This is a genomic window from Gammaproteobacteria bacterium, assembly GCA_019911805.1.
Classification (GTDB): domain Bacteria; phylum Pseudomonadota; class Gammaproteobacteria; order Thiohalobacterales; family Thiohalobacteraceae; genus JAHJQQ01.
The window spans coordinates 87,412-106,771 of the sequence record JAIOJV010000077.1 but is presented as its reverse complement, the minus strand read 5'-3'; the positions used below and the strand labels follow the sequence as shown (position 1 = coordinate 106,771).

The following is a 19,360-nucleotide window of genomic DNA, read 5'->3' as shown; positions in this document are numbered from 1 at the left end:
CTTTCTCCTTCACGGATTGACCACTGCCGCTGGTGAAGACCGCAGGGTGCGTTTGGACAGGAATGCGATGATGATGGCCAGAACGAAACAGACCAGTGACATGACCACGATGTGCCTGACGCCAGATGTCGGAAAATCATTCAGGAACATACCACCGACCCAGGTGGCGATCATGATCGACAAGTTGAAGACGCTGGATTGCAATGAAGTCGCGACATCCTTGCCGTTCTCGACCTGTTTGCTGACGGCGGTCTGATACATTGTCACCAGCGGGCCGAAGGCCAGGCCCCAGAGAAAAAACGCGGCATGCGAAATGACGATCGTTCCCCTGAAGGCCAGAAACATGGCCATGGAAATCGCACCAATGGCGAGCATGCTGACGACCAGAGGACGCAGATATGCGTCGATATATCTTGCGGAAACAATGACCGAGATGACCGAGCCGATTCCAAAGATCAGCAGTGCCAGGCCGATGCCGCCTGTGAAGCCGATCATCTCCACCAGCAGGGTAATGTAGGTGTAGATGCCGTAGTGGGCCGCGACTGACAGGAAGGTCAGCAGCAGCACGATCAGGATCGAGGGCATTTTCAGTACCGTCAGGGGCGAATTGCTCCTGCTGAGCTTCTCACCTTTCACCGCAGGCAAATAGAAATACGACAACACGGCAATGACTGCGACAATCACACCCAGGACCAGGAAGACGCTGCGCCAGCCGAATGTGAGGCCGATCGTCGTCATCACCGGCAGGCCGATACTGATACCCAGAGTGTTGCCCGACATAATGACCGTGATGGCCTTGCCATGCATGTGTTCGGGGACCAGCCGCGTGCCGTAAGCTGCGATCATCGGCCACATCACGCCCGCGCAAATGCCGCCGACGATGCGGAAGACGATGATGACCGTATAGGATGACGACAGACCGACGACGATATTGGAGGCCGCGAAGCCGATCAGCAGCGCCATCAGCAGCGTCTTGCGGTTGACCGCCAAAGTGGCACTGATCAGGGGAATGGCGGCAATGGCGGAAGCCAAGGCATAAACCCCGACCAGAAAGCCGACGTCGCTTTCCTCGACGCCCAGCCCCGCGGTCATCTGCGGCAAAATACCCGACGGCACCAGCTCGGACAGGATGCCTACAAAAGTGACACTGGCCATCAGGCCGAAGACAAACAATGGCAGGGTCTGCTTTCCATCCGTTGCGGAAGCTGTAGACATCTCGCTCTCCGTAGCTGTGATTCGTTCTGGTTTCATCCCTGTCGGAGCAAGGGTGCACTACTTCAACGCCTGTAGGGACACTCGGCCTACCCGGGCCCGGGCGACGTGCGCCACGTTATATCAGCCCTTCGCCGATAGACCGCCGCCCTTACACATACTGTAGTCGACTGAGCCGCCAACGTTGCACCTCTCGGCAATTCGACCCCCCAGATACTGGTCGACCTTGCGCTGTTGATCTTCGGAATCGGCTCGATAATTTCGATGATTGTTTCTGCAAAACACATCGATGCCTATTTATACCCGCTGGTCGTGCTTATGCCGGCCCTGGCGCCGTTGGACTTTGCATTTTTTCAAACGGGCCCACGATCCATCTGCGACAGCACTTCGTTCACAACAAAGATCTTTCCATTCACATGAGGGATCCCGAAGCCTTTGAGGCGCGCCGTGTGCATTGCCAGGTAGGCTTCGGCACTGGCAATATCCGTGAACAGATAGATGCCACCCGCCTCGCCAGCAGCCTCGTTTTCCGTCCATATCTTCCAGAGAAGTCCCGGCTCTTCGGCAATCGACCGTGCGAGATCCTCCATGGCTTTGGTCATGGCCTGTTCCCAAGGGCCAGCATAGGGAAAATCAACCTGAAGCAGGTAGCTCATGAGGCAACTCCTTCCCTATTCGAAAATGACGTGTACGCGGCAGCGATCACGCACCTGCGGTACTCGGGCGTGGTGAGATTCGACTCAAGTGGCGATTTTTTGCCGCAGTCGGGAGAATATTTGTTCTGCCGTGACATACCCCACGGCCAGCGGCTCTGTCTGGCCATGGTGCTCCAGCAACAGCGTCGGAAAGGAGCGCACGCCCCATTGCCGACAGCGAACGAATTCCTGTTGAACCGCCTGCAGGGCTTCTGGCGAATCGAACACAGCGCCGAATTCGTTAAAATCCAGTCCCAGGCCGGCACAAATGCTGGCATAGAAGTCCGTCACTTTGGGGTCTTGTCCGTCCACATAGAATTTGTGCTGCACTGCCGAGAAGAATTTCAATGTGGTCGAGTTCGGGAGGCGGTTCCGGGCCTGCAGCAGCTTGACGGTCGCGACGGCGCGGCAGGCGGGCTCGGTGTCATAGTCGAAATGCGGTGACTCCAGCAGTGTGAAGCCGAATGGCTGCCCGGTGGCCTGGGCGATGCGGCGCCATTCGTCGCGGAGAAAATCCTTGAATGCCGCGTTCCACGGGTCGCCGCCACCCGCTCGCAGGCCGCCCATGGTGAGCGAGAATTCAATGCCTTCCGCTGCGCAAAAGGCCTCTATTGCGTCGATGGTAGGCGCGATGCCCCAGCACCAGGAACACATCGGATCGCCAATATAGTGGAGGGCCCAACCGTGGTTCCTGGCAGGCGCGATGGAGTCGCCGGGCCTGTCCGGGTCGGGCAGCAGGCAGGCGCCTGTAATGGGATCACAGTCCATCATGGTGGGGGCTCCTTTGTTTCTTCCTCGGCACCATCAACTCATTTCCCGCACGGGCTCGATGGTAACGCCGCTTGCGGAGTCCTCACAAGCGAGGCGCCTGCCGGAAATTCTGATCAAAACACCATTAACCCGCAGAGAGCTCATTAGTGCCACCACACCAAGTGACATAGTCCAGGTCATACCCGTAAAGCCCCCGACACTGCATTGACCGGCCAGGTAGTCTTTGCACAGCGTTGTCAATAACATACTGTAGACGATCGGGCAGCTGTGGGAGCACCCCCATCGTGTTCATGTGAGGTTGATACAGTAACATGCAATCAACATAGGATAGGCCGGAGAATCGATGGCATGGTGACCAGCAAATAGTCTCTTTTTATGTGTCGGATTTAACCTCGCGTAAAGACACCGACCAAGGTCCTGCGCCAGCATCGGTGTAGTGGTCAGCTCTTTCTGGCCACTGCCATCTTCCAGCGCATGTTGGCCTTGATTCGTGACCCATACATGCTGATGCGTCTACCCGTTAAGCGTATGCAAGGTCTGTGGCAACCACATGACGAGCAGACGGTCAATAACTTTTTAAGTATGGCAATGATTGTCAGCACAAAACCATTGAGCAAAACGTACGCATATGGTTGCAACATACCCAAGCGGATGAGCTGAATTTTACCTGTGATCTGTATGAGTACAGAGATCGTTTGCATTTATTTGATATTGTTACCGGGTTGAAGGGTTACATCACTGCAATCAGACAAGAACAACAGGTTAATTGAAACATTTGGAGAGTTTTCAATGGATGATCTGCAGTCTGCTCAAGCGCGTGACAAGGCGATGCGCGATACGAGTGTAGTAGGCGCTATCGTTAATCTGGCCTTGACCATCCTTAAAGTGATTTTTGGAATAATCGGTCAGTCACATGCCTTGATCGCCGACGGGGTGCATTCTTTAGCGGACTTAAGCACTGATCTGATGGTGTGGTTCGCGGCCAAATACAGTAATCGGCCCGCTGACAAAGAGCACCCTTACGGGCATGCCCGGGTTGAGACTGCCTTCACTGTTGGGCTGGGTGTGGTGTTAATCATTACGGCGATCGGTATCGTGGTTGATTCGGCGCAGCGTTTGCTCAACCCGGAAACCTTGCTGCAACCAACCCAAATTGTATTATGGATTGCCGCCCTCTCGATTTTCGCCAATGAAGGCCTCTATCATTACACCATACGTGTCGCGCGCGCATGTAATTCAAGTTTACTGAAGGCCAATGCGTGGCATCACCGTTCCGATGCAATCTCTTCGATTATCGTGCTGGTTGGTGTGGCCGGAAGCTTACTTGGGCTGCCTTACCTGGATGCCTTCGCTGCCGTAGGGGTGGCCTTGATGATCGGTAAGATTGGTTGGGACCAGGCCTGGTCGTCTATCCAGGAATTGATCGATACGGGTATGGAACCAAAAACCACTGCGGCACTGAAGCGTATCATCGAGACGATTGACGGTGTGCGGGGTGTTCACATGCTACGCAGCCGACGCATGGGCGGTGTGTATTTGATTGATGTACATATCGTCGTGAACGAGCGTTTAAGTGTATCCGAGGGTCACAAAATTGCAGAGTATGTGCGCTTGAAGTTGATTGACGCACATAAGGATGTCAGCGATGCCCTGGTGCATATCGATCCTGAAGATGATTCAATCGCGATATCGTGTGCTGACTTGCCGTTACGACGTGAAGTGCTGGGGGACTTACGTAAAGTTTGGACTGAGGACATTGATTCATTCGAGTTGGATGAGGTGACATTGCACTATCTGAATGGCAAAGTGCATGTAGATCTTGTGCGTAGTAGCCACGCTGCCATTGTAAATGCTGAGCAATTAAGCCGGCGTTTACACGAGCAGGCCAGAGTGCTGGATTATATTGGTGATGTGCAGGTGTATAGCCGGTGTTGAGCACTCACTGTCGCCTGTAAGGCGGCAAGCTCCTTCCTTCTCCCCGGATATCGTCAACTTATTTTCAGTACCGGCTTGATGGTGATGCCGTTTGCTGAGTCCTCAAACGCCTGGTTGATCTGTCCAAATTCATAGAATTTGATCAGTTTGTCGAATGGGAACTGGCCCGCTTTGTAGTACGCGATCAACTGTGGAATGAATACGCGGGGGATAGAGTCTCCTTCAATAACACCGATCATGCTTTTTCCTTCGGCCATCAGATCATTGTGAATATCAAGATTCACCTCGGGTGTGATACCAACAATCGCAACGGTGCCCAACGGCCTCAAGGCATTCAATGACTGCTTGACAACCTGAGGCACCCCTGTGGTTTCAACGGCATAATGACTGCCGCCCGCGGTGAATTTCTTGACTTCCGCCACCACATCCACGTCTTTACCGTTGAAGACGTGGGTTGCGCCAAGCTCTTTTGCCAGAGTCAGACGACTCTCATGCACATCAACGGCAATGATGTACTGACAACCTATAATTCTGGCAGCCATAACCGCACTGAGACCTACAGCGCCGGCACCGTAGACCACCACACTGGAACCAAATTCCGGTTTGAGACGATTCAGAATGGTGCCTGCCCCGGTCTGGATACCACACCCCAGCGGTCCCAACAGCGCCAGATCAACGTCCGGATCGACCTTTACCGCATTCCTGGACTTGGCAATGGCGTAGGTGGAAAATGACGATTGGCCGAAAAAAGTCGCCAGCGACTTTTCGCCCTGAGCTAGCCGACGGCTCCCATCGTCCATAGCACCGCCGAAGTTAAGATCGTTGAATGTATCGCAAACGGTTGGGTGGCCGGTCAGGCAATGCCCGCAATTACCACAGTGCGCAAATGACAGCACCACATGATCACCGGCTTGCAGATCAGACACACCTGCACCAACGGCGTCCACAACGCCGGACCCCTCATGACCCAGTACGATCGGGAATGGTGCTATGCCGAGATCCCGCGCAACGACATCCGTATGGCAGACTCCGGCTGCGACAATCCTGACCCGTATCTCGTCAAACTCAGGGTCTGCGAGCTGCACGGGCTCCAGTTCGAACGCCTTGCCCTGGCTATGGGTTACCGCTGCTGTAATGTCCATCAAGTCGACCTCTTCAATCAAGTAACCCGGATGTTTCCTGTCAAAACCCGGACTCTTTCAATTCACGAGCGCGATCAGAACGGATACTGTCTCGGAACCCGCTGCACGCTCACCCACTGCACGGTGGAAAACTCTTCGATGGTCCAGTCGCCGTTGAAACGGCCCAGCCCGGAATTTTTCTCACCGCCAAACGGCAGGTGTGCCTCATCATTCACCGGCATATCGTTAACATGCGTCATGCCGGCCCTGATCTTGCGGGCAAATCTCAGGCCTCTGTCCAGATCACCGGAGAATACGGCGCTGGAGAGACCAAACTCCGTACCATTGGCCAGCTCCAGGGCGTGTTGTTCGTCCCGGGCTTTCTGAATACCCACCAGCGGGCCGAAGATTTCCTCGCGGCTGATTTCCATATCGGGCGTTACGTCGCCAAAGACGTGTGGCGGTACCATCTGCCCGTGAATCTCGCCATCCAGGAGTACTTTTGCGCCCTGCTCTCTGGCTTTGGCAATTTTCTGCTGCAGACCTTCGAGCTGGGCTTTATTGATGATCGGGCCGATGACAGTTTCCACCGCCGAGGGGTCGCCGACCTTCAGCTTGCTGGCGTGAGTGATAAACCCTGCAACAAAACGGTCATACAGGCCTTGATCGACAATAATCCGGTTGATGGCCATACAGATCTGCCCCTGATGCAAAAACGCGCCAAACACCGCCGCTTTCACAGCCTGTTCGACATCCGCATCATCAAGCACCACAAACGCGCTGTTGCCACCCAGTTCCAGCGCGACTTTTTTGAGGTGACGACCACTTGTGGCGATCTTGCCGATGTTCTTGCCGACCGGCGTTGAGCCGGTAAAAGAAATCATGGAGGGTATGGAATGCGCTACGAAATCATCACCGATGGCCGATCCCGGACCGATCACCACACTCAGCACACCCGCTGGCAGGCCCGCTTCCTCAAACATGCGGCCCAGCAACAAGCCACCGGTGATCGGCGTATCGCTTGCCGGCTTGATCACCACCGCATTACCCAGGGCAAGCGCCGGCGCCACGGAACGTTGCGAGAGATGCAGTGGGAAGTTCCAGGGGCTGATCACACCCACAACGCCTAATGGCCGGCGATAGACCGCGTTTTCTTTCCCTGGAATGTCACTGCTCATGGTAGCGCCTTGGACTCTGGAAGGCATACTTGCCGCTTCCAGGGTGATCGTGCGGGCGAGATCCCATTCGATGGTGGCTTTTAGCCGCGTGCTGCCGGCCTCGCGGACCAGCCAAGCAATGATTTCTTCTTTACGCACGTCGAAGATCGACACCACACGCAGCATCAGTGCAGCCCGCTCCGCCGCCGGCGTATCTGCCCAGGCCACCTGCGCCACTGCGGCCTTTTGGTACGTCGCATCCAGGTCGTCGGAGGTAGCTGCGCGGATTGAAGTCAACGTCTCGCCGGAATATGGGTTTACCACAGGATGGGATTCTTCGCCGCTGCCTTCGCGCCACTCTCCCGCCAGCAGTTGCAGATGAAAATTCCGGTAGTTCTCACTCATGGGTCCGACCTCGCTTTACATCTATTGTGTACGTTTGTTGCCAGTGTATTCGTTGATGGGAAACGTACTATGGAGCTGGCCTGGGAACTTCACTATGTATATAGACGGAACGATCAGGCCTTTTTATAGGTGTCCAGATCGATGCCCGAGCGGCCCGGCGCCAGAATGTTGTTCGGGTCCAGTGCACGCTTGATGGCGTGTTCCACATCCCGCTTGACCGGGCCGTAGCTCTGCGCCACACGCTCCTGAAAACGTGTATTCACACGGTACACCGCATAGCCCTGCTTCTCGAACTCATCCAGCAGCTCGTTGAAGCAGGCATCGGCACGACTGGTTTCCTCGTCATTGGTGCGGTCGTAGAGGACATCGATGACGTGGTGCATATCGCGTGGAGCGACGATGAACTCGCCTACATAATCCAGGCCGTACTGGTGCAGGATGCGCTTGGCCAATGCCGCCTGCTTCCGGCACTCACTGCCACGAGCCTCGCTGACCGGTGCGAACCACATGGAGCCACCGCCCCCGCGCCAGTTGTACAGACCAAACTCCTGCAGGTTTGGCACGCCGGACATCAGTTCGGCACGGTATTTGAAAGGCTGGGTATCGCCAGCCTCTTCCTGGGTGACAATGCGCCCCTTGCCGTGCTTTTTGAACACATCGGAGACGATCTTCCAGTTCACGTCGACCTGCTCCTGAGTGCCGTACAGTGCAGCGTACAGATTCCAGGCACCCATGCCGGTATCCTCCTGTATTTTTTCCAGGATACGGTCGGGGGTGTGTCCGGGCTCGCTGGTATAGGCTGAGCGGCGCACATTGCCACTACTTGCTTCCCACAGAATGTTGGCGATGACCACTGAGTTGGGAATGGTCCCGGACATCCGCAGTGGACGTAACAGATCGACGATCTCGACGATATCCTCTTCGTTTTCGAAGATGACCTCGAACGGCTTGTATACCGGTGGCTTGGGCATCAGCCAGAAACCCATTTTGGTAGTGATACCGTAGTTGGCCTGGGTAAACATACCATCCAGCGTCGGACCATAGCCCCACTTGAAGATCTGCCAGGTATTGCTGCCCTCAACACCACCCATGCCGGTGCGATAGACAGCACCGTTGGCCATGACCACTTCCATGCCGCACTGCATCATGAAGTGCTCGCCATAGGGCGTGTAGCCGACGCCGCGGTCCATGGTGTTGCCCACCGGCCCGGCAATGGCCGATGGTGCGGAGAACGACAGCATCAACGGCAGTTGATGCTCCTGGATATAGTCATACAGCTGCCCGTAGGTGACGCCGGGTTCGACCAGTGCGGTACACATGACCGGATCGATATTGATAATTTTGTTCATCTTTTTCAGATCAAGGATGACCTGGCCACGCGCCACCGGCGCGGCCGTGCCGTAACCGAAGTTACGCCCGGTGGAGATGGTCCAGATCGGGATACGATGCTCATTACAGATCTTTACCACGCCCTGAATCTGCTCGACGGTGGTCGCGGTCAGGGCGGCTGAGGGCGCATGCGCCGCATTCTTCACGGGCATCATGATCTTGTTGTAAGGTACCAGCTGGTCGGCTTTGACCAATACGTTTTCTTCGCCCAGCAAGGCGCGGAACTTCTCGATCGCCTGGTCAAATTCCTTCTGGACCACCCCTTTGGGTAGCACCGTAGTATTTTGTTCAGACATTGATCCGACTCCTTCAGACCTCGATCGAAAAAGAAACAAAGCTGCCGGTGACCGGCTTGCCCGCAGTGGGCGCCCATGGGGTGGTCAAGGCCGGGTGCGCACCCAGCGAAGCCAGCAGATAACCAATACTGGCGGCCCACTGTGCGGACTGATTGCCTCTGCGCGCTGACCCAGTCAGCTGGCGCGGCACCAGCGGACCGCCGTGATGCTCTTCGTCCAGACTGAAACCAGCGCCACAGGCATGCAGCTGGCGGCTGAACTGCCGGGAGCAGCCCACGGCAATGTCGGTAGTGAGCAGATGATGGCGGGTGAACCCGGCTTCGGCGGTGTGCTGCCCGAGCCATTGCACGCGCGCGCCGGCGCTGCGCGCCATATCCACCATCAGGGCGGCCGAGGCATCATCCAGCAAACCAATGACCCGCAGCGGCGGGCCACTGCGCAACTGGCGCTCGAAATTCAGCATGAAGCCCAGATCGCGGCCAGGCCTCTGTACCTGCAGCCGTGAACTGCTGGCCGCCATGGCGCCGTCCAGGAAAACCGACTCGGCCGCACCCTCGTTGATCAGCGCCAATATTGGCCGGCCTGCCGCATTGGCGATCGGCCTGGCGGTGGTGCCGGACAAAGCACCCACCCAACTACCCATGGTCAGACCAGCCATGCTGCCCAGGGCCATTCCCTTGAGCACGAAACGACGATTTACACTCATGACAGGCTCCTCAAGGCTGGGCTGTCGGGGCCGGTAGGGTCGACAGGTATTCGGTCACCTGAGCAATGGATTCATCGTCGATAAAGGAAGCCGGAAAGGCCGGCATGGCATTGAAACCGTTGCGTACGGTGAGTTTGACATAGACTTCAGGCAGACCGCGCCCTGCGATCACCGGACCCACACCGACCTCGGGGGCGTGGCAATGGGCGCAGACTTTGTCATACAGATTCTTGCCGCCGCCCCATTGGCTGTCATCCTGCGCCTGGGCCGATGCTGCCAGCAAAGCAAAAGGCAAGACGCTCGCCACCAGTACCCATTTCGCAGCCTTGCCGCTCACGGGATATGACATCTCTGATTCTCCACAGTAAGTAAATCGGAGTATAGGAAGTATAGGAGGAAAACGAACATGGCTGCGTGCAGGGAACATACTGCACAAGTCGCGACGGTCATCGACTGGCCGTGCTATACCTGCCATGAAGGCAGTAAGGCGCGTTTGGGTCTACGACGAGGGTGGACGGATTTCGGCTTAATCCCTGCGCCCAACTTTATTTCCCGTCACTTCATCGACTGATCCAAGCTCCACATCCGCCGTTTCCCAGGCCCGCTCGAAGTCGGCTTGCACAACGGCCGCTTCCTCCTCGCGGCCCTGCTCCCGGAGCGCCACGGCGAGGCCATGCAATGACCAGCCGTTTAGGGGGAAGTGTTGCAGATCCTCGTGGAATGCCTGCTCGGCCTGCTCATAACGACCCGCTGCCAGAAACACGGCACCGAGATCCTGACGGACGGGAACGGTCCAATCCGGTGGCTCGCCATACCGAAGCCGGTCTTCGGCGGCGACAGCCTCGCGCAGGTCGCGCTCGGCCGCATCGAATCGCCCGGCCGCCGCGTGTATCCGGCCGGCCAGTACTTTTTCGGCGATGGCCAACAGATCGGCCGATTCGTTGAACTCCATCTTCACACCCGCCAGCACGTTGCTCGCCAGGATCTTCCGCAGCTGTTCCAGTTCGACGGTCGCCGCTGCGACATCACCGGTGGCCGCAAAGGCACGCCCGCGCGCGTAGTGCGACATGGCGCTCATGTGGGGAAAAGCCGCATCGGGCTCCGGAGTGGCGAGTATCGCATCCCAGCGGGCAAAGCGGATCTGCAGCAGCAATGGCCGGCTGTACCAATGCTGCAGAAAATCCATTCCGGGGGTGCCGAGCAGCTCTGCGGGGATCAGTGCGGCCACCTTTTTCGCGGCCTCCACAGAGGCATCGCCCTGGCCGATCATCATGGTGGCGAAGGCCAGGAAATCATAGTTGTGGGGATAGTAACCGGCCGTGTACATGCCCATGGCCGGGTTCTGGTCACGAATGTAGGTTTCGTCCGCGTGAATCGCGTGCCGATTGGCCTCGACCGCGTCGAGGTAGCGCCCGACGCGGATATAGATGTGCCCCGGCATATGTACTAGGTGACCGGCACCCGGCATCAGGTTGGCCAGGCGCTCGGCACAGGGCACCGCGCGCTCCGGGTAGAGTTTTTCCACCGCGTGAATGAAGAAATGGCACGCCCCCGGGTGTTCCGGGTTTTTTGCGATCACCGCTTCGAGGCTGGCAAGCGCCTCGGCGATACCGGGTTTCGGGCTGCCGTCCGCTTCCCAGTAATCCCACGGGCGGATATCCATCAGGGACTCAGCGTAGAGGACGGCGATCTCGTGATCGTCGGGGTATGCGGCAGCCAGCCCGGCCATGGCATCCGCGTACGCCCGGTCCAGGTGCGCCCGGTCTTCGGGGGCGTCCGCTGCATAGCGAACCGCCAGTGCGTCGATCATGGCCCGCTCACGTTCGCTGGCATCGTCTCGTCGGGCGAGCGCCTGCTGCAACGCGCCATAAGCCACCCGGGCCGCGGGTTGGTCCATGGGCAGATTGATATTGGGGCCCGACGCGATCGCCTCACCCCACCAACACATGGCGCAGCGGGGGTCCAGCTGCTGCGCGGCGCGAAACGCCCGGATGGCCTCGGCGTGATTGAACGCGTAGTACAACCGCAGCCCCTGGTCAAAATAGGCCTGCACCTGCGGCACATCCGAGCTGATGGCGTAGTGATGGTCGCCGAGGTCGTCGTAGAGCGGCACCGTTGCGGCCGCTTCTCTGGCCGCCGGCTCCAACGATACCGGTGCGCTACCCGTCTTCTGCGCCTCACCGGCCGCGACCGGTGTTGCCTCCTGTTGCTCGCAGGCCACAAGCAGGCAGGTCGCCACCAGAGCCAGAATCTGTCGCCCAATCACCTTCTGCTCCATGACCGGCCCTCCTGATTCTGTTCCACTCAAGGGGGTAGGAAGTATAGACCAGGGCAGGGTTATGTGAGTCGGACGGGCATGCTGGATGGAGCTCGTATGAGCGCGTGTCGGGCGATGTAGCCCGAGCCGACAGGATGTTTGACCGCGGCTTGTGCGTACAGGCGGACGTTCATCGCCTGGCTGTAAAAGGCATCGACAATTACAGTAAGTGTAAAAAATACCGACAGCAGTCAAACTATCGACGCATTTTGATAATGCCTGTAATTTTTGCTGGTTATGTCGGATATCCCAAGAGGTACGACTGTCGATATTATTTACACAGTCGTCTGCATGGATGCCAGTAACAGGACTTTATAGAAGTATAAACCATGATAAAACAATAAGTTAACAACCGGCGCCAAATGCTGGATCAGAACTTGCTATGGGCTGTTGGGACTTTACAGGATTAATTACATGCATCTCGCAGGCGTCGAGCCGGCTTACAGGAGAAAAACCAATAATGAATCGTTTACGCAGGACGATAAAGCCACTCGCGCTGGGTTGCGCAGTGTTCGGGGTCGGTCTGGCAAATGCCGCGACCATTTCCACTACCGGCAACTTCTCGGGTAACTCCCAGGAGACGTGGTATAGCGCCACCAGTGGCACGAGTTCATACCTGGACGTAGTGCGCTCAAATATTTCCGACTTGCAACAGTTCGATCCTGCCCTGGGTACATTGACCGGAGTTACGCTTTCAACGAACTTTACGGTTACTGTTGAGGGTGAAGTCGGCGTTTATGAAAGTATCGATCCTTCTATGCCGCATAGCGCGGAATTTTATCCCTGGGACGGTTACACAGCGGGCATCACCACCGTCGTCGCTTTCTTTACCTCACCGACGACAACGGCCACGCTGGCGAGTGCCACGACCGATATCAGGCCCTCGTGCGCGGGTGAAGCTTCTGCGGAACCTTGTTTTGGTTCCACTGGTTACAGCTTTTTGTTTGCCGATGAAAGCTGGATTATCGGAAACACACTGGAAAAAATCGGGCTCGGAAATCTGCTGGGCACAGGTGTGCTGGGAGGTTTAACGGTCAGCAGTTATCACCCATCTGACAGTGCCGTCTTTGCCCTGAACAATGTATCCGAGGATGAGGTGTACGGGCTTATCTCAACAGAAATTTTTGCGGGTAGTGTGACATTGACGTATGAATACACACCCACGCCAGTGCCTGTGCCAGCCGCCGTCTGGTTGTTTGCATCGGGCATTGCCGGTCTGCTCGGATTCGCGAAAAGAAAAGCCGCCTGAGCTCAATGTGGGGGGCGGGGACCTGGCCGTGCGGTGCGTAGTGATTGCCGTTACAGTAGCGGCAATGACCGAATGCACCGTACAGCCCTTTCCCGCCCGGAAGTAATTGAGGCTATTGGGACACATTCAAGGGCTCAGACTGATCCCTTGATACTAGTACTCTGACCCTTTGATACTCGCGCAGGCCAGTTGCTTGGGGTCGAGCGTCGGTGGTTCGCGCTCCACGCGCTCCAGCGCGGCAATAATTTTCCCCACTGTCACCTTGGACTCCATGCGTACCGGGATGTGTTGCGCATCGTCGGTCAGCCAGATGTGCATGTCACTTTTGCGCTTGAAAATACCGTCGGTCTGTAGCCGTGGATGGATGACCACCAGCGGGGTGGCCTTGCCCAGCGCGGTATCGCGGACTTCCCGTCGCACCACGTCGATGACCAGATCATAACTGGTCTTCTTGTCGAATACCGGCAGCCGGTAGTCACCGTCCGCCGCCAGAGGCAGGGCGCGAGTGGCAAAAAAAGCAGTCACCATATCCAGGGTGCCCGGGGCCAGGACGAACGTGGTCGTTTCACCCTTTCGGTGATCAGTGACCGTTGCCGTTGAGTCTTCACTGAACACGATTTCGGTATCTTCTTGGCGGCGAGCTTCATTCTGCTGGAAGCGGTAGTGTGCGGAAGCCTGGTAACCATCGTTCAGGCGCGTGCGGGCCAGGATCTGGTCGCGTACCTTATAAATCAGATCCAGGGCCGGCGTGGAGCAGGAGTCGATGCGGTATTCGGCGCCACCATCTTCCTGCGGTGCGGCCTGGATCACCGCGGTGCCGGCATGCACGAACAGCCAGCTGAGACGGAAGCGTAATTGTTCGAACTCGCCATCCCATCCCGTGGCGCGGCTTTCGGGTACGGGCAGGAGCAGCATCAGGCACAGTACCGCCAGGATTGCGCGGCGGCATGGAAAGTATCGGGGGCGGGGAAGTCGCATGACTGAGATCGGTTTCTTACGATGCGGCATGGCTCAAGTCAGACCCACTGAAATAATGGCAATCTCGTCGTCATCCATAATGGCGTCATCCAGTTCCAGAAATTCCTTGTTGCCGGTTATTTTGACTTTTCTTTCCTGCAGAGCCTTGTTGCATTCTTCGCCGCGCAGGCGCAGATAGGCGAGCAGTTCGCGAGTGCTCTTGACGTTCTTGGACAAAAAGAATTCCTCTACACCGCGGCCGATGCGGTCGGGCAGGCTGCTGAAATAAAGGACTCTATCCATGGAACAGACACTAGCTGAGATTCAGAGGCGACTAGTCTGTTCGTTGCGTGGACGCGGGTCAATAGGAGGCGCGTTCAAGGGGTCAGCATTCAAGGAGCCATTCAAGGGGTCAGAGTAAACCTCCCCCAGTTTAACGGACACTCAAGAAAGGGCTACCGTGGCCCAGGAGGAGTGTTCGATGAGCGAGAGACCGTACACGAGATATTCCAAGGAATTCAAGCTGGAAGCAATTCGGCTGGCGGATGAATCTGACAAGTCGGTGACGCAGGAATATAATTACAACTCATCAATCCATTGCTTGAGGTGACTGGCCTCTTTGCGGAGAAAGGCACTATCCTCAAAGGCATTCACTATCAGGCTCACACCCTGCGTCGCAGCCAGTAGATGCAGCGCGTTGTCACGTGACACTCGACCACATCCCAGCGTTAGAAACTGCGTCTTGAGCCATTCGAAAAATACTTCGAACATCTCCGTCGAGTGCGACTGCAGCGCCAGCTGTGTCTTGCCGAGCTCCACAGTCAATGACCCCATGGGACAACCGTAGCGCAGAATATTCTGTTCTTCGTTTAGCAGGATTTGCACATAGCGTTTGAGACGCTCGCGTGGTTCAGCAATCGTCGCAGTCCATTCCGCCAACATACTGCGGATATCCTCAAGACGAGATTCCAATACTGATTCCAGGATCTCGTCCTTGGTTTTGAAGTAGTAATAGAAATTCCCACGCGACATCTCTGCCGCTTCAGCAATGTCTGAAAACGAGGTTTGATTGTAACCGCGCTGATAAAACAGCCGGTTAGCCACCTCGACGATATGCTGCCGAAATTCCTGACCTTTACGTTTAAGTGCCATACACCACGACTCGTTGGGCAATACACCTATTGTACCGCCCCGTCCAGGCCAATGGCATGCTCAGCCCATCCAATAGGTGTAAGATATTGTTACATTCCACCCCCAATTAAATTGCACTTCTCCACTCAAAAGGCAGATGTTCTGCCGGTATATTTTCCATTAAGTTCACCTGCCTCAGACGGCCTTACAACCTGATCTCTTTCGGGTGATCGGCCTCTCGCCTTCACTCAGATAGTGCAGACGCACACCATCCACTGTCGCGAGATGGCTTTTGAACAGATATTCAAAACACGCAGTCATCAGATCAGCTGACCGGCAACGCCATCGACATAGACCGTGTCTGGCGAACTGACATTTCCTGCATCTGAGTGCGTACCGCCTCACGCCAAGGATGCGTTGGGCGATAACCAAGCAATCGCTCAGCTTTAGCGTTATCCACACCAACCTCTTCCATCAGATGAATGATGCTGCGCGTCACCAATGGCTCCCAGGGCATAATGGGATCGAGCTTTTCCATCAACCAGGCGAACGGATAGGCGATGGCGAAGGGTACACTGAAATGAGGTTTCGGAAGATCGAATTCCTCATGTAGTAGGTTTATAACCTCGCGTACGGTTGGTATTTCTGGACCAACGATATTGAAGCCTTCGTAATCGTCAAGGCCCTCAGTGAGGACCGCGCGCATGAAGGCTTGGCCGATGTCACGCCCATCAATGATCGGCAGGCTGGTACGTCCACCCGACACCCAGGGCACCAGATGCGTTTTCAGGCGTGGCGCGAGGATGGGCAGCACGCCCAGAGAATAGCGGTGACCTGCAAAAATGCCCAGGCGCAGATTAGTCACCTGAAAATCTGCACTCGCAATGTTGCGTAATGCATCCTCGATCTTGATAACATTGCATAAGTGCGGCCAGAGTAGGCGCGGTATACCCTTGCTCTGAGGGTCACTGGAATCCCGGGGCGAGGCAGCGCTGGTCGTGCTGGTATTGATGAAACGTTTCACACCCGCTGAGCGGGCGACCTTGATCAAGGCCAGATTGGGCTCGAGGAACAGCCGCCGAGAATTTTCGACATTACCCCAAAGCGAGCTCCAGGCCACAGCGTTGCAGAGGACATCAATGTCTTTGACGACAGTCCCTCGATAAACTGCATCGCGTAAATCGCCTTCGCGTATCTCTCCGTTAAATTCAGGCAGTAGCTTCCGCTTATCGCGGCAGGCAGCGACAATAAGTAATGTGGGATCATTACGTTGCATGAATGCTTCGAGGATATGGCTACCAACAAACCCTGTCGCGCCCATTATCAGTACTGTTTTCATGATTGCCCCTCCGTTGGGTCGATATTTTCATCAGCACGAGGCGCCATCAAAATACGATTGAGCGCCACGCTCATGCCTCCGGGCATCAGGCTGTAACTGAGCCTGAATAAACGATTCATCCACCCTTGAGTGATACGCGAATGGCTCCCAGCGCACGCCACTGCGCCACCAGAATCAGCTGCAGGCCCGCTTCCGCCAGCTGTGCCACAAAGGCGCGACCTATGCCTGACGAGGCATCGGTCACCAGTGCGGTTGTGCCGTAGCGCTCCTTGAGTGTTGCCCGGTTTTCCATAACCGCTGCTCCTTCTGCCGAGTAAGCGTTATGGAAAGTAATACGTTTATATTAATTTTACAAGTACCGTTCGTCGGCCAGCATGCTCGACCGCCCCAAGGCGGCGGCGTAGAGTCGCGCCTGCCATTCCGCTTCAGGTGTTCCTGGGATTTTCATCCGAGGAATGAAACGGGAAGACGGTGGACCTGCGCATACATGCATTAAGGTCAATTCTGACGCTGCCCCCGCAACGGTGGGCGCGTCAAGATACATCATCAGCCATTGTGTTTAACGCAAGGGAAGTCGATGCACCTGAGAAGGATTTCTCACTCGCGAGTCCGGAGTCCGGCCAGAAGCCAACCCGATTATTGTGTCGCGTGGGGCGATCGAGCATGCGTAGCTTCGGTGAGAATGCTGCTGCAAACACTTTCAGCATCCCTCTCCCGGGTGGGGCATGATCCGCGTCCTTGCGATACTGTATTTTATACAGCCTATCGCTCAACCGCAGGATTTGAAGCCTCAGCTGTAATGCCGGTCAGGACCAGACATTACCAGCCAGTGCCGGTCACTCCCACTCTATTGTAAATAAGCCATTTTTATCTTTTATTTTCAATGACTTATTTTCCAGTTAATTGATAATACCATGAAAAATACCATGCTCAGAAATTTCTTAAAAATAATTTCGTTTCTTGCCTAATGATCCATCTAACAGGTCAAGGAACCAAGTAGATCGGGGCAAAGAACGTCCAACTCTGTGGAGATGCTCCGCCCTGCCTATTTTACAGTATCTCTACCGACGCCGCCTAAAGAGTTTGTAGTCATTCTTGGCGACTAAACCGAAATGCTCAGAGTGATTCCCGGGCAGGCCATCCATCTTGCTAATGATGCTTGAGTAACGAGGCCGCTGGATGCCACCGCTGGAACGAAATGCACTGCTCCATGCCCTTGAATAATGTAGCCCGACTAAATATTTGACGTATTCAGAATCGTCGCCCATTCATCCATTGCATCCAGTATCCGCTGTGCAGCCGCATCACCTTCACGCTCTCCCCGTAACAGCGCAATCCGCTCGTGGTATTCCGCCAGCGTAATACTGCCACCTCCATCTGCATCCTGGAGTAGATGACGGCGAAATTGCTCCCACCGTTGAGCTTCCTCGGCCGACAAAGCCTCTGGCCAATTTCGGGCACGGTAGCGGAACAATAGTTCGGGCAACCGCTGATCGTGAAAATCGAAACGTGTTTGTGCAAGTTCCTGCTTCGAGGCGTCACGCACCCTGGCCAGCAATGGACGATCCGCATCATTGAGGAAACCATCGTACAGCGCCAGATCGACATCTCCGGAGGGACTGAATTCCCTGCTGTTGTAGGCTTGTGCAATTCGCTGCATGAAGCCCTTGTCCGCATTCAATTGTTCCCAATGCCGGGCACAGGCATCCAGATTGATTGCGATACGCTTGGCAATCGATTCATCGAGCGTCTTCTTGGGCGCCAGGGCCGGACACTTGTTGATCTTCACAGATTTGACCGGTAGCCGCTCCACACCCTCCGGTAAATCCTCGGCCCGAATGAACAGGCGATCGCGCAGACCCTCTACGTCTAATGCCAAAAACGGACTCGGATCCTGGCGCAGATCGTAGACCAACACACTGTTGTTGTTGCAAGGCTCACCAACCAATGGCATAACCAGCGTAGTGCAACCCGTCTCCGACGGATACATGCGCGAGGTATGTATAACAGGCTCGTGCCCAACCAGGTCCAACTGTTCAGCCGCCTTCCGTTTGTTGCGAAGCTGGAAGAGCCAGTCATAAAGACGTGGCTGCCGGTCACGGATCAGGCGTGCCAGACCAATAGTGGCCCGCACATCAGACAGCGCATCATGGGCAGACTCATGGCCGATACCGTTGGCCGCGGCCAAATCCTCAAGCCGAAAGCTGGGCCTGCCATCGTCGTGCCTGGGCCACTCTATTCCTTCTGGCCGCAGAGCATAGGTCATACGCACCAGATCGATAAGATCCCAACGCGAATTGCCCTGCTGCCATTCGCGTGCGTAGGGATCGTAAAAATTGCGGTACAAGGTATTGCGGGTCACCTCATCGTCAAATCGCAAGGTGTTGTAACCCACACCGCAGGTACCCGGTTGCGCCAACTCAGCGTGAATGCGTGCAATGAACTCTGGCTCCAGAATACCCTGCGCTTCCGCCAGCTGCGGTGTAATACCGGTGAGTAGACAGGCCTCCGGGTGAGGCAAGACATCCCGCGCTGGTTTACAGTAGATAACCAGCGGCTCGCCCACTTCATTGAGCGCCTCGTCAGTGCGTAGCCCAGCAAACTGGGCAGGGCGATCTCGCTTGGGATCGACACCGAAAGTCTCATAGTCGTGCCAGTAAAGGGTCGTAGTCATAAATTT

The 19,360-nt window shown here is 56.0% G+C and carries 17 protein-coding genes and 1 riboswitch; of the genes, 2 read left to right on the top strand and 15 right to left on the bottom strand.

Annotation, left to right across the window (positions count from 1 at the left end):
* Positions 1–9: 9 nt before the first annotated feature.
* The 3 genes from K8I04_09625 to K8I04_09615 all read right to left on the bottom strand — a co-directional run bounded on the left by K8I04_09625 (position 10) and on the right by K8I04_09615 (position 2,678).
* Positions 10–1,155, bottom strand: a complete 1,146-nt coding sequence (locus K8I04_09625; GenBank protein ID MBZ0071969.1) for an MFS transporter — start codon at positions 1,153–1,155, stop codon at positions 10–12.
* A 410-nt stretch (positions 1,156–1,565) separates the two neighbouring features.
* A complete protein-coding gene (locus tag K8I04_09620; GenBank protein MBZ0071968.1) occupies positions 1,566–1,868 on the bottom strand; it encodes a monooxygenase in 303 nt (100 codons plus the stop codon).
* Positions 1,869–1,952: 84 nt separating this feature from the next.
* Entirely contained in the window at positions 1,953–2,678 is a 726-nt protein-coding gene (locus tag K8I04_09615) for a DsbA family protein (GenBank protein MBZ0071967.1), read from the bottom strand.
* Positions 2,679–3,467: 789 nt separating this feature from the next.
* Between K8I04_09615 and K8I04_09610 the strand changes: the two genes are divergently transcribed.
* The gene (locus K8I04_09610; GenBank protein ID MBZ0071966.1) at positions 3,468–4,613 is read left to right on the top strand and encodes a cation diffusion facilitator family transporter; all 1,146 of its coding nucleotides are present in this window, start codon (positions 3,468–3,470) and stop codon (positions 4,611–4,613) included.
* Between the two features lie 53 nt (positions 4,614–4,666).
* Here K8I04_09610 and K8I04_09605 read toward each other — a convergent pair whose 3' ends face one another.
* The 6 genes from K8I04_09605 to K8I04_09580 all read right to left on the bottom strand — a co-directional run bounded on the left by K8I04_09605 (position 4,667) and on the right by K8I04_09580 (position 11,965).
* On the bottom strand, positions 4,667–5,755 hold the full coding sequence (locus tag K8I04_09605) for an NAD(P)-dependent alcohol dehydrogenase (GenBank protein MBZ0071965.1): 1,089 nt from the start codon (positions 5,753–5,755) through the stop codon (positions 4,667–4,669).
* Between the two features lie 74 nt (positions 5,756–5,829).
* Positions 5,830–7,296: an aldehyde dehydrogenase family protein gene (locus K8I04_09600; GenBank protein ID MBZ0071964.1), complete on the bottom strand. Its 1,467-nt coding sequence runs from the start codon at positions 7,294–7,296 to the stop codon at positions 5,830–5,832.
* 113 nt (positions 7,297–7,409) lie between these two features.
* Positions 7,410–8,981 (bottom strand): FAD-binding oxidoreductase, encoded by a 1,572-nt coding sequence (locus K8I04_09595; GenBank protein MBZ0071963.1) that lies wholly within the window; start codon positions 8,979–8,981, stop codon positions 7,410–7,412.
* Between the two features lie 13 nt (positions 8,982–8,994).
* Entirely contained in the window at positions 8,995–9,687 is a 693-nt protein-coding gene (locus tag K8I04_09590; GenBank protein MBZ0071962.1) for a hypothetical protein, read from the bottom strand.
* Between the two features lie 10 nt (positions 9,688–9,697).
* Positions 9,698–10,036 (bottom strand): cytochrome c, encoded by a 339-nt coding sequence (locus K8I04_09585; GenBank protein ID MBZ0071961.1) that lies wholly within the window; start codon positions 10,034–10,036, stop codon positions 9,698–9,700.
* Positions 10,037–10,213: 177 nt separating this feature from the next.
* The gene (locus tag K8I04_09580; GenBank protein ID MBZ0071960.1) at positions 10,214–11,965 is read right to left on the bottom strand and encodes a hypothetical protein; all 1,752 of its coding nucleotides are present in this window, start codon (positions 11,963–11,965) and stop codon (positions 10,214–10,216) included.
* A gap of 499 nt (positions 11,966–12,464) precedes the next feature.
* Between K8I04_09580 and K8I04_09575 the strand changes: the two genes are divergently transcribed.
* Positions 12,465–13,253: a VPLPA-CTERM sorting domain-containing protein gene (locus K8I04_09575; protein MBZ0071959.1), complete on the top strand. Its 789-nt coding sequence runs from the start codon at positions 12,465–12,467 to the stop codon at positions 13,251–13,253.
* 153 nt (positions 13,254–13,406) lie between these two features.
* Here K8I04_09575 and K8I04_09570 read toward each other — a convergent pair whose 3' ends face one another.
* From K8I04_09570 to sbcB, 6 genes are all read right to left on the bottom strand, one after another.
* Positions 13,407–14,168, bottom strand: a complete 762-nt coding sequence (locus tag K8I04_09570; protein ID MBZ0071958.1) for a DUF3108 domain-containing protein — start codon at positions 14,166–14,168, stop codon at positions 13,407–13,409.
* Positions 14,169–14,264: 96 nt separating this feature from the next.
* On the bottom strand, positions 14,265–14,513 hold the full coding sequence (locus K8I04_09565; GenBank protein ID MBZ0071957.1) for a MoaD/ThiS family protein: 249 nt from the start codon (positions 14,511–14,513) through the stop codon (positions 14,265–14,267).
* A 276-nt stretch (positions 14,514–14,789) separates the two neighbouring features.
* Positions 14,790–15,362, bottom strand: coding sequence for a TetR/AcrR family transcriptional regulator (locus tag K8I04_09560; GenBank protein ID MBZ0071956.1), 573 nt, complete (start codon positions 15,360–15,362; stop codon positions 14,790–14,792).
* A 304-nt stretch (positions 15,363–15,666) separates the two neighbouring features.
* Entirely contained in the window at positions 15,667–16,680 is a 1,014-nt protein-coding gene (locus K8I04_09555) for an NAD(P)-dependent oxidoreductase (protein ID MBZ0071955.1), read from the bottom strand.
* Positions 16,681–16,795: 115 nt separating this feature from the next.
* Positions 16,796–16,972, bottom strand: a complete 177-nt coding sequence (locus K8I04_09550) for a hypothetical protein (GenBank protein ID MBZ0071954.1) — start codon at positions 16,970–16,972, stop codon at positions 16,796–16,798.
* 118 nt (positions 16,973–17,090) lie between these two features.
* Positions 17,091–17,320: riboswitch (cobalamin riboswitch) on the top strand.
* A gap of 594 nt (positions 17,321–17,914) precedes the next feature.
* The gene (gene sbcB / locus K8I04_09545) at positions 17,915–19,354 is read right to left on the bottom strand and encodes an exodeoxyribonuclease I (GenBank protein ID MBZ0071953.1); all 1,440 of its coding nucleotides are present in this window, start codon (positions 19,352–19,354) and stop codon (positions 17,915–17,917) included.
* Positions 19,355–19,360 lie beyond the last annotated feature (6 nt).